The sequence below is a fragment of the Streptomyces tailanensis genome, assembly GCF_008386495.1.
Lineage (GTDB): Bacteria > Actinomycetota > Actinomycetes > Streptomycetales > Streptomycetaceae > Streptomyces > Streptomyces tailanensis.
On the sequence record NZ_VTHJ01000040.1, the window covers coordinates 79,210 to 88,490 of the forward strand.

A 9,281-nucleotide genomic window follows, 5' to 3' on the forward strand; every position below is an offset into this window, starting at 1 on the left:
CGGGCATGACGGAGCCGGCGGGTCGAAGGCAGACAGACGTGACGGATCGTCAAGATTTCCCGGAGCGCACGTTGTTGGGGTTCAGGTGAGTTCTTTCTTAACTCAACAAAACCCCTCTTCCGTCAACACGAAACCCTGTGGTTAGGTGATCCGCGTCACCGCGGAACCACCGTGCGTGGTGGGCCGGGTGGGGGTCTTGGGAGGGGCGCCGATGCAGTCGGTTCGCTTGCGGATTCTCGCGTCGTTGCTGGTGTTGGCGATCGCGGCGGCGGGCGGCTGGCAGCTGATGTCGGGCCAGCGGGAAGAGAGCAGGACGATCACGGTCGGCACCACCGACACGATCACCTCGCTCGACCCGGCCGGGGCGTACGACGCCGGCTCCTGGGCCCTGTTCAGCAATGTCTTCCAGTCGCTGCTGACCTTCGAACCGGGCGCCGTCACACCCGTCCCGGACGCCGCCCGGAGTTGCGAGTTCGTCGGCAACGCGCTCACCGTCTACCGCTGCACCCTGCGGGAAGGGCTGACGTTCCCGAGCGGGCGCGCGATGACCGGCCTGGATGTGAAGTACTCCTTCGACCGGATCCTGAGCATCAACTCCGACGCCGGCCCCGCGCCACTGCTGGACACCCTCCAGTCGGTCAGCGCGAGCGGACTGTCCGTCAGCTTCCGCCTCTCCGCGCCGGACGCCACGTTCCCGTTCAAGGTGGCCACCGGCGCCGGGGCGATCGTCGACCGCACGAAGTACCCGACGGACCGGCTGCGCGCCGACGGCGGCGCCGACGGCACCGGACCGTACGTCCTGACCTCGTACGACAAGGGCAAGCAGGCAGGCCTGCGGCCCAACGACGCCTACCAGGGCGCCGTCCAGGACACCGGCGGCCCCGTCCTCGTGCGCTACTACGAGGACTCGGCGGCGCTGGCGAAGGCGTGGACGGCGCGGCAGGTCGACGTCGCCACGCGCGCGCTGCCGTCCGCCGTACCGGCCGGGCTGACGGCCGGCGCCCCCGACCAACGGGTGACGGAGGCCGACAGCAACGAGACCCGCAGTCTGGTCCTCAACGTGCGTGCGAGCTCGCCCCTTGAGGACCGCCGGGTACGGCAGGCGCTGGCCTCGCTCGTCAACCGGGAGAAGCTGGTCGCCGACGTCTACGGGGGCACCGCCGACCCGCTGTACTCGCTGATCCCGACCGGCGTCACGGGCCACACGACCTCGTTCTTCGACACGTACCCCAAGCCCGACCCTCACCGCGCCCGCGAACTGCTCGACGCGGCAGGGGTGAACATGCCGGTGCGCCTCACCTACGGATACGCCGAGGGCCGGGAGTCGGACGCCGCCGAAGCCGCCGAGCTGAAGTCACAGCTGGAGGCGAGCGGCCTGTTCACGGTCACGACGAAGGCGTACGAGCGGACGGACTTCCAGCGGCGTTACGCCGCCGGGGAGCTGGACGCGTACGCCGTCGGCCGGGTCGCCGACTACCCCGACCCCGACACCTTCAGCGGGCCCCTCGTCGGCACCGGCGGCTCCCTCAAGAACGGCTACAGCAGCGGGGTGGCCGACCGGCTCATCCAGGACAGCCGCCGCTACGAGGACCGCAGCGGGGCCGCGGCCGCACTCCAGCAACTCCAGGAGGTCGTGGCGCAGGACGTGCCGCTCATTCCGCTGTGGCAGCGCAACGAGTACGTCCTCAGCACCGAGGACGTCGACGGGGCGCAGTATCTGTCCGACGGGACCGGCGTGTTCCGGCTGTGGCGGCTGGAATGGATCTGAACGGCCGATGGATCTGATGGCCGTGGCTCGAAGTGGATATGACAGGCGTCCTGTGACAGCTGACGCGAAGTCGCGGGAGCGACGTTCGCGGGAGTGACAGACAGCGCTCACGCACCGCATCTTCTTGTGTCGGGGATGTGGTTGGCGTGAGGAGCAAACGTGTTGAGGCGCAACTCCTTCCGGCTGCCCCGCCATCCGGCGTCCGTGGGGCTCGCCCGGCGACGGGTACGGGACCATCTGGCCGACTGGGGGCACGGCGACGGTGAACCGGCGCTGGAGGACGTGGTCCTCGTCGTGTCGGAGCTGGCGACCAATGTCGTACGCCATGGGCCTTTGCTGGAGCGGGAGTTCGAGGTGGCGGTGACCGCGCTGGCGGACGGGTCCTGTCTGGTGGAGGTGTCGGACGAGGGGATGGCCGTACCTCGGTTGCGGGAGGTGGGGCAGTGGGAGGAGAACGGGCGGGGGCTGCAGCTCGTGGATCATCTGGCGGCCGCGTGGGGGGTGTGGAGCCGGGGGCGGCACGGGAAGACGGTCTGGGCGTTGATGGGGATGCCGTGACGCCATGGGCAGGGGCTCACTGCGGGGGCGGCGGCAGCGTCACCGTCACTTTCAAGCCATCGCCCGGAGCCGTGGTCACCGCCACCTCGCCGCCGTGGGCCTCCACCACACCCTGCACGATCGCCATCCCGAGCCCACTTCCCGCGCCACCCCCCGCCCTGAAGAACCGGTCGAAGATGCGGGCCGCGTCCGCCTCCGCCAGCCCTGGGCCCTCGTCCTCGACACACAGGCGTACGACGCCGTTCGCGCGCCCCACCCCGAGCCGCACCGGGACATCGGCGGGCGTGTGCGTGCGCACGTTGGTGATCAGGTTGCCCAGGACCTGGCGCAGGCCGGACTCGTCGGCGTGGACGAGGAGGGTGCCGTCGGCGGTGACCGTGACCGGGCGATCGGGTTGCTGGGCGCGCAGGTCGGCGGCGGCGTCGCGGACGAGGCGGGTCAGGTCGACGTCGCGCAGGCGGAGTTCGGGGTGCTGGTCGAGGCGGGCGAGGGTGAGGAGTTCGTCGACGAGGCGGCCCATACGGTCGACCTCGTTGTTCATACGGTCCCAGGCGCGCCGGCGTTCGCCGGGGTCGGTGAGCATGCCCTTGTCGTAGAGCTGGAGGTAGCCGCGGATCGCGGACAGGGGCGTACGCAGTTCATGGGACGCGTCGCCGACGAAGCGACGCAGCTGGGCGGCGCTGCGTTCGCGGGTGCGGTACGCCGACTCGACCCGCTGGAGCATGGAGTTGAGGGCGATCCGGAGCTGTTCGACCTCCAGGGTGGCCTCGCTGCTGGAAGGGACGCGGCGGGTCAGATCGCCTTCGGCGATCGCCGACGAGGTCTCCACCATGTCCTCCAGGGGCCGCATCCGGCGGCGCACGCTGAACAGGGTCAGACAGGCGAGCAGCGCGAGGAGCAGGGTGCCGACGGCGAAGTCGAGCCTCAGGGCCTTGCGGATGACCTCGTGGATCGACTCGGTGGAGGTGGCGAGCAGCACCGTCGTGCCGTCGTCCAGTTCGGCCGCGGTGACCCGGTGGGGGCGCCCTCCACGTAGACGTCGTGCGGTTCGTCGTCGACCAGGGCGGCCGGGTCGGCCACGGCGGCGGCGAGGGCGCGCTGTTTGCCGGTCGGCGCGAAACCGGCGATGGTCCGCGGCTCGCCCTTGTCGCCCAGGGCGGTGAAGACGGCGCCCTGGACGAGGGAGTCGGCGTTCTCGGTGGAGGGCCCGCGGGAAGCCCTGTTGCTGACCGCGACCAGCGCGCTCAACGCGTCGATCTGCTCCATGTCGATCCGTGCGTTCCCGATCGACTCACGGGTCGTCATCAGCCCGGTGTCGACGCTGTCGAGCAGATACATCCGCATGCCCCACGCGCTGATGATGTGCGTCTTCAGCGCGTTCGTGCTCAGCGGCGAGTTGGAGGCGGCCATGGCGGGCATCGGCCTGGCGGCGGCCGTGGCCCTGGACGCGTTCATCCTGCGTACGGCCCTGGTACCGGCCGCGATGCATCTGCTGGGGAAGGCGAACTGGTGGCTGCCGGCCGGGCTGGAGAGGCGGTTGCCGCACTTGGCGGTGGAGCCGAAGGAGGCGGAGTCTCCGGTGGTGCAGCCGCCGCTGGTGGAGGGCGGCCCCGCCTCCGTGATCCACGGCTTCATCCGGACGGCGGACGGTGAGCCGGTGGAGGGCGTCGAGGTGGCCTTGCTGTCGAGGGGCGGGCGTCAGCTGGACCGGGTGACGTCTCTGGCGGACGGCTCGTACATCGTGGCGGTGCCCGGGCCGGGGTCGTATCTGCTGGCGGCGACTTCGGCGTCGTACGTCTCGCGTGCGCGGCAGGTGGTCGTGGGGGAGGGGCCGCTCGTGTTTGATGTGGAGTTGGCGGGGATGGTTGAGGGGGAGGTGGACGCGGTCAATTAGCTCAGGCCAAACCGGCCTTGAGGAGGCGCTCGACGTCGAGCACGACCTTGCCGCCCACGGACTCGGGGAGCGTGACGAGCTCCCCGGGGATGTGGATCCCGTGTTTCGCGTAACTACCGCGCGCTGGTTCGGTCAGCACATGGAGGCGCTGGTGCTTGCGGTCGACGATGACGTAGACGGGGATGCGGGCCTTGGCGTAATGGGTGACCTTGGTCTGCAGGTCCGTTTTCCAATTGCTGGAGGTGACCTCCATGACCAGGCGGAAGCACATCGGGTCGTAGCAGCTGTTCTCCACCAGGTGATCACGGTAGTCGTCGTCGACCACCGACAGGTCGGGGATGGCGTAGTCCTCCGGGCCGCTGGGCAGCCAGAGGCCGATGCCCGGGAGCGCGCGCACGAGGCCCAGATTCATGAAGGGGGCTGCGAACAGCATCAGCGCCTCGGAGTGAGGGCCGTCCGGTGCTGGGCTCACGAGGATCTGGTCTCCGATGATCTCGACGCGGAGGCCCGGAACGCTCTCCATGATGTGGTTCGCCTCGGCGATCAGCGCCCGCTCCTCGTGCGACCGCTCGACAGCTGCTGCGGACATCAGGTGCCTCCCATGGGCTGGTGTCGAGACCATCATGGTAAGCAGGCCCGGTGAGGGATGTCCCGTTCGAACCCCTTCACCCGAAAGTGATCACTCCCTCGTCTGCCCCTTGACGCCCGGATCCGGCAGCGCCTTCGTCATCCCCGGCAGGAAGTCCGTGAACAGCTCGTGCACCTCATGGACGAGCGGCCGCAGCACCCGGAACCGCGCCAGTGAGACCCCCCTGGTCGTCAGCCGGGCGCCGCGCTCGGCGAGCCGGTAGCTGCGCTCGCGCCCCTCGGTCCGGTCGAACACCCAATACAGGACGAGCCCCATCTGGGAGAGCCACATCAACTCGGGGAGGACGTCGCGGAGTTCGTCCGGCACCTTGGCCTTGGCCCCGGCCAGCACCTCGCGGTGGAGGTTGATGGCCTCCTCGCGCGGCGCCTGTGACTCGGGGGAGAAGGGGCTGAGGGGGCTGTCGGGGTCGGCGGCGTTCTTGAAGAACTGCGCCGCGAACTCGTGGTACGGCTCCGCCACGTCCAGCCACACCTTCAGCACCCCGGCGATCCGCGCCTCCAGGTCCTTCTCCCGCTCCAGCACCGGCCGCACCGCCGCCAGGTGCTCGGCGCCGATCCGGTCGTAGAAGCCCTGGATCAGGTGCTCCTTGCCGGCGAAGTAGTAGTACGCGTTCCCGACGGAGACCCCGGCCTCCTTGGCGATGGCCCGCATCGTCGTCTTGTCGTACCCGCGCTCCTGGAAGAGCCGCAACGCGGTCTCCAGGATGAGCGCGCGGGTCTGCTCGGACTTGGCGGAGCCCTTGGGACCGGGCTGCTCCACGCCGTCCCTGGGGCCGCCCGGCTCCGCGTCGCCTCGGGCGGCCGAGGGCTCCGCCGCCGACGAGGGCTCGGTACCGGGCTGCGGGCTGAGGCTGTCGTTCACTGCGGGCACGGGCAGAGCCTAACGAGTCGGACAGGTGCCGCTTCCACAGCCGTCGGCCGGGGAGTACGTCCACCCGGAGCGCCGGTCGTACTCCCACCCCTCCACCTGGGCCCCGCCGATCCCGCCGGGCGGCCGGTGCGACCCCCGCCACTTCGCGGCGGCGAGCACCGCGCCCCGGGCCAGCCGCGCCCCCGACGGGGTACTCAGCCGGTGGGCGAGCGGTCGGTGCTCGCGCAGCGCCCACAGACAGACGATCCAGGCCGCCGACCCGCGATAGATCTGTCCGCCGTCCCCGACGACGGTGATCTCCTCCAGAGTCGCCCGATGATCGAGCGAGGGAAACCGCCACCGGGCCTCGTCCGACCCCGCCGGCACGAACCACAACGGCACGAGCTGCCGCTGCCGCCCCAGCCAGTCCCGTACGAAGGCACAGAGACCGCACTGGGCGTCGTACAGGACGGTGAGCCCACGGACGGGGATGACTGGAGTGACTGGGGCGACCGGGGTGACTGGGGCGACCGGGGTGACCGGGACACGCTCGGTGCCCCGGTCACCGGTGGCTTCGACTGCCGCCACCATCGACGTCACGCCCCGGCCGGAGGGGCCGCGGGAGCTCCGGGAGCGCCGGGAGCCCCGTGGGTGACCCAGCCCTGCGGCGCGACCGGCGGCACCTGCTCCCGCTCCATGACTCCGCGCCGCCGGAACTTGTTCAGCACGAACACGTTCCCGAGGTGCAGCGCGCCGAGTACCAGCAACACGACCCCGAGCTTCGCCGAGACCGCCTCGAACACCTCACGCGGGCTGTCGATCGCCCCGTCCGCGTTGAGGTACAGCGCCACGAACCCCAGGTTCACGAGATAGAACCCGACGACCAGCAGATGATTCACCGCATCCGCGAGCTTCTCGTTCCCCCGCAGCACATCCGCGAGAAAGATCCGCCCGTTCCTGCTCAACGTCCGCGCCACCCAGACGGTCAGCCCCACGCTGACCAGCAGATAGATGACGTATGCGACGACCGTGAGGTCCATGCCCCCACCCCTTCTTGAACACGTTCAAAACGCCGTGGTGAGACTGTAGCGCTGCTTTTGAACGTGTTCAAGCTCGAGGTATGGGATGGGGGTGCCATGCTCATGTGGTGCGCGCCAACTCCGGCCGCTTGCTGTAGTCCGTGAGGCCGATGACGTTCCCCCACGGATCCGCGAACTCCACGGTCCACCCGGTGGCGACGGGAAACGGCGGATCGAGGGGCTGCACCCCGGCCGCCGCGAGGGCCCGCGCGGCGTCCCGCGCGTCCCGCACCTCCAGCCACACCCGCGCCGAGGCCCACAGGGGTGACCGATGCCGCAGCTCGCCCTCGACCCGGAGCAGCAGCCCCGGCGTCTCCTTGCCCACCTTCAGCAAGGCGATCTCCGCCTCGTCCAGCCGGAACGCCACCTCGAACCCGGCCCGCTCATAGAAGCCGACCGCCTCACCGAGATCCCCCACCGGCAGCAGAACGTTGTCGAACCCGAGCAGTTCGTACGACTCATAATCTGACATGTCGTCAGATTAGACCCTCCGACGACTCCCGAACGGGTGTCCCGTGAGCTGGTCACTCGTTGGGCTGAGCCATCCGTCATCTGTGCTGGGTACGCTGAGGGCACAGGCGAGACTCCGTCGCATGGGAGTAATCATGAGCGCCGTATCCGACGACGAACTGGACGGTCGACTCGACGACGAGCCGGAGTACCGCTGGCCGATCCCGCCCCCCGAGGGCTGGACCGCCGACGACCTCGACCGGATCCCGGGCCTCCCGCCGCACACGGAGTTGATCGACGGGAGTCTCGTTTTCATGAGTCCGCAGACCCGGTTCCACACGCGCACCATGCGCCTGCTGGACAACGCCCTCCTGGATCAGGCGCCGGATCACCTGGACGTCGACCGGGAGATGACGATCAAGCTCGACGTGAAGAACCGGCCGGAGCCGGATATCGTCGTGTTTCCTGCGGAGGCGGTCACAGGGTCTGACCAGACTTGGTACAAGCCGGAGGACGTGATCCTTGCCGTCGAGGTCGTCTCCGCGGACTCCCGTGAGCGCGACCGCGAGGTCAAGCCGCGCAAGTATGCGGCAGCCGGTGTCCCGCACTTCTGGCGTGTTGAGAAGGACGGGCACACGGAGCTGCCCGTCGTCTACGTCTACGAACTCGACCCGGCCACGAAGTCGTACGGCCTCACCGGCATCTTCCATGACCGTCTGAAGGTCTCCGTACCGTTCGACATCGAGATCGATCTCACCGCGATCAACCGACGTCGGAGGGCTTCACGGGACGCGGCACAGGGGTGACACGGCAAGGGGCCGACCGCATTCGTTCTCCCGGTCGGCCCCCGTCGCTGTGACCGTGCCCGTGTCTGGACGACCAACTTCATCGACCCGCACACCGGCCGCCTCCAGCGCACGCTCGCCGACCGCGAGACAGCGGGCCCGCACCGCATCTCCGACAGCTATTACTCGTACGACAAGTCCGGCACGATCACGTCCAACGCCCGCCTTCTGTCCGATGCTTCGGGCGACACCTGGGACACCCAGTGCTTCACGTACGACGTGATGGGCGAGCTGGCCAACGCCTGGACGTCGAACATCGCACCGGCGGGCAACGGCACGGGCTGCAAGGCGGCGAACGGCACGACGTGGGGCCCGCGCACGGATTACGCGGCGGCGTCGGGCCCGGTGGCGGATGCCCCGGACGCGTCGACGGACGTGTCGAGCCCGGACACGTCGCTGACGTCCACGCTGGCGGCCACGGCCCCGGCCGCGAACACCGTTTCCACGGGCGCCACGGCCTACCACCAGTCCTTCACCTTCGACTGGCTGGGCAACCGAGCGACGCTGATTGAGGCCGACCCGGCGGACACGACCAAGAGGGTCACGTACACGTACGGCTACAACCCCAAGCAGCCGCACACGATGACGTCGATCGCCTCCAGCCCGGCCGGGCAGGAGAGCACGTATACGTACGACGCCGTGGGCAACACGGAGGTCCGGGACCTGGCGACCGGCGCCCAGGACCTGAAGTGGACCTCCGAGGACAAGCTCGACACGATCACGGCCGCTGGCAAGAAGACGACGTACATCTACGACGCCAACGGCAACCGCCTCCTGGAGAACTCCCCGTCGGGCTCGACGCTGTATCTGGGCGAGACGGAGGTGACGACGGACGCGTCCGGCGCGGTCACGCGCGCCTCGCGTTCCTACGCACAGCCCGGCGCCCCGACGGCCACCCGCACCACGACCAGCGGCGCGACGACGGGGCACCAGCTCTCGGTCCTGCTCGCTGACCACTTGGGCACAGCGAACACATCGATCGCCCTGTCGACTGGCCAGACGGTCACCCGCCGGGCCTTCAAGCCGTACGGCGAACTCCGCGGCCCGAGACCGTCGTCGTGGCCCAACAAGCGCGGCTACATCGGCGTCGGCATCGACGACACGGCCACCGGCCTCACCCACATATTGATCCGAAACGGTTTGGGTTCTGGGTCGTTGATGGGGTGTGAGCGATCTGGTGGGGGACGCG

General features: G+C 69.4%; 8 protein-coding genes and 3 pseudogenes. 5 read left to right on the plus strand and 6 right to left on the minus strand.

Annotation, left to right across the window (positions count from 1 at the left end):
• The first annotated feature begins 211 nt into the window (after positions 1-211).
• Both F3T56_RS28705 and F3T56_RS28710 read left to right on the plus strand, forming a co-directional pair.
• Positions 212-1,768: an ABC transporter substrate-binding protein gene (locus F3T56_RS28705; RefSeq protein ID WP_149828283.1), complete on the plus strand. Its 1,557-nt coding sequence runs from the start codon at positions 212-214 to the stop codon at positions 1,766-1,768.
• 159 nt (positions 1,769-1,927) lie between these two features.
• The gene (locus F3T56_RS28710) at positions 1,928-2,326 is read left to right on the plus strand and encodes an ATP-binding protein (protein WP_149828284.1); all 399 of its coding nucleotides are present in this window, start codon (positions 1,928-1,930) and stop codon (positions 2,324-2,326) included.
• Positions 2,327-2,342: 16 nt separating this feature from the next.
• On the opposite strand, the pseudogene F3T56_RS28715 reads toward F3T56_RS28710, so the two are convergent.
• Positions 2,343-3,451 (minus strand): annotated as a pseudogene (locus tag F3T56_RS28715) (sensor histidine kinase); the annotation flags it as partial.
• A gap of 199 nt (positions 3,452-3,650) precedes the next feature.
• On the opposite strand from F3T56_RS28715, the pseudogene F3T56_RS28720 reads away from it, so the two are divergent.
• Positions 3,651-4,220 (plus strand): annotated as a pseudogene (locus F3T56_RS28720) (carboxypeptidase-like regulatory domain-containing protein); the annotation flags it as partial.
• 1 nt (position 4,221) lies between these two features.
• On the opposite strand, the gene F3T56_RS28725 reads toward F3T56_RS28720, so the two are convergent.
• The 5 genes from F3T56_RS28725 to F3T56_RS28745 all read right to left on the minus strand — a co-directional run bounded on the left by F3T56_RS28725 (position 4,222) and on the right by F3T56_RS28745 (position 7,269).
• Positions 4,222-4,809 (minus strand): Uma2 family endonuclease, encoded by a 588-nt coding sequence (locus F3T56_RS28725; protein WP_149828286.1) that lies wholly within the window; start codon positions 4,807-4,809, stop codon positions 4,222-4,224.
• A gap of 90 nt (positions 4,810-4,899) precedes the next feature.
• Positions 4,900-5,628: a TetR family transcriptional regulator gene (locus F3T56_RS28730; protein WP_149828293.1), complete on the minus strand. Its 729-nt coding sequence runs from the start codon at positions 5,626-5,628 to the stop codon at positions 4,900-4,902.
• Between the two features lie 120 nt (positions 5,629-5,748).
• The gene (locus F3T56_RS28735) at positions 5,749-6,309 is read right to left on the minus strand and encodes a thiol-disulfide oxidoreductase DCC family protein (protein WP_149828294.1); all 561 of its coding nucleotides are present in this window, start codon (positions 6,307-6,309) and stop codon (positions 5,749-5,751) included.
• 5 nt (positions 6,310-6,314) lie between these two features.
• Positions 6,315-6,758, minus strand: a complete 444-nt coding sequence (locus F3T56_RS28740; protein ID WP_149828287.1) for a hypothetical protein — start codon at positions 6,756-6,758, stop codon at positions 6,315-6,317.
• Positions 6,759-6,858: 100 nt separating this feature from the next.
• Positions 6,859-7,269 carry a VOC family protein gene (locus F3T56_RS28745; protein WP_149828288.1) on the minus strand — a complete coding sequence of 137 codons (411 nt, stop codon included), beginning with the start codon at positions 7,267-7,269 and terminating at the stop codon, positions 6,859-6,861.
• A gap of 133 nt (positions 7,270-7,402) precedes the next feature.
• On the opposite strand from F3T56_RS28745, the gene F3T56_RS28750 reads away from it, so the two are divergent.
• A complete protein-coding gene (locus F3T56_RS28750; RefSeq protein WP_149828289.1) occupies positions 7,403-8,053 on the plus strand; it encodes a Uma2 family endonuclease in 651 nt (216 codons plus the stop codon).
• A 60-nt stretch (positions 8,054-8,113) separates the two neighbouring features.
• A pseudogene (locus F3T56_RS28755) lies at positions 8,114-9,217 on the plus strand (polymorphic toxin-type HINT domain-containing protein); the annotation flags it as partial.
• Positions 9,218-9,281: the final 64 nt, after the last annotated feature.

Excerpts from the sequence above, each read along its gene's own strand:
- F3T56_RS28705 (WP_149828283.1), top strand. The coding sequence starts at position 212 with ATGCAGTCGGTTCGCTTGCGGATTCTCGCGTCGTTGCTGGTGTTGGCG.
- F3T56_RS28725 (WP_149828286.1), bottom strand. The coding sequence starts at position 4,809 with ATGTCCGCAGCAGCTGTCGAGCGGTCGCACGAGGAGCGGGCGCTGATC.
- F3T56_RS28735 (WP_149828294.1), bottom strand. The coding sequence starts at position 6,309 with ATGGTGGCGGCAGTCGAAGCCACCGGTGACCGGGGCACCGAGCGTGTC.
- F3T56_RS28740 (WP_149828287.1), bottom strand. The coding sequence starts at position 6,758 with ATGGACCTCACGGTCGTCGCATACGTCATCTATCTGCTGGTCAGCGTG.
- F3T56_RS28745 (WP_149828288.1), bottom strand. The coding sequence starts at position 7,269 with ATGTCAGATTATGAGTCGTACGAACTGCTCGGGTTCGACAACGTTCTG.
- F3T56_RS28750 (WP_149828289.1), top strand. The coding sequence starts at position 7,403 with ATGAGCGCCGTATCCGACGACGAACTGGACGGTCGACTCGACGACGAG.